Annotated in this window: 1 protein-coding gene; it reads right to left on the reverse strand. The window is 59.1% G+C overall.

The features are described from left to right. On the reverse strand, positions 1 to 276 hold a 276-nt coding region (locus NLU14_RS21695), incomplete at both ends, for a cadherin-like beta sandwich domain-containing protein (protein ID WP_275710520.1).

Genomic DNA, 276 nt, shown 5'->3' on the forward strand with positions numbered 1-276 from the left:
GGCCTTAGCAGGCGCTGCCGGCGCGCTGATCGGCGAACCCCATGCGACGTTGGTCAAACTCGGAACCGCACTGCCGCCATCTGTTTCAAAAGCGACCGTATGCATCGTTATCTCGGCTCTCGTAACCTTTAAGGTGTAGGCGTAGCTACTCACCTTATCCTCGGCTGTCACCTGGATCGGGATCTCGTTTGGACCCACGCCCAGTTCAATGGCTTCCGACGGACTGCCGCTATCCACGGCTTTGCCGTTGACCGTTACGGTGGCAAGACCGGAGCT

The sequence above is a fragment of the Marinobacter iranensis genome, from assembly GCF_029207565.1.
Lineage (GTDB): Bacteria > Pseudomonadota > Gammaproteobacteria > Pseudomonadales > Oleiphilaceae > Marinobacter > Marinobacter iranensis.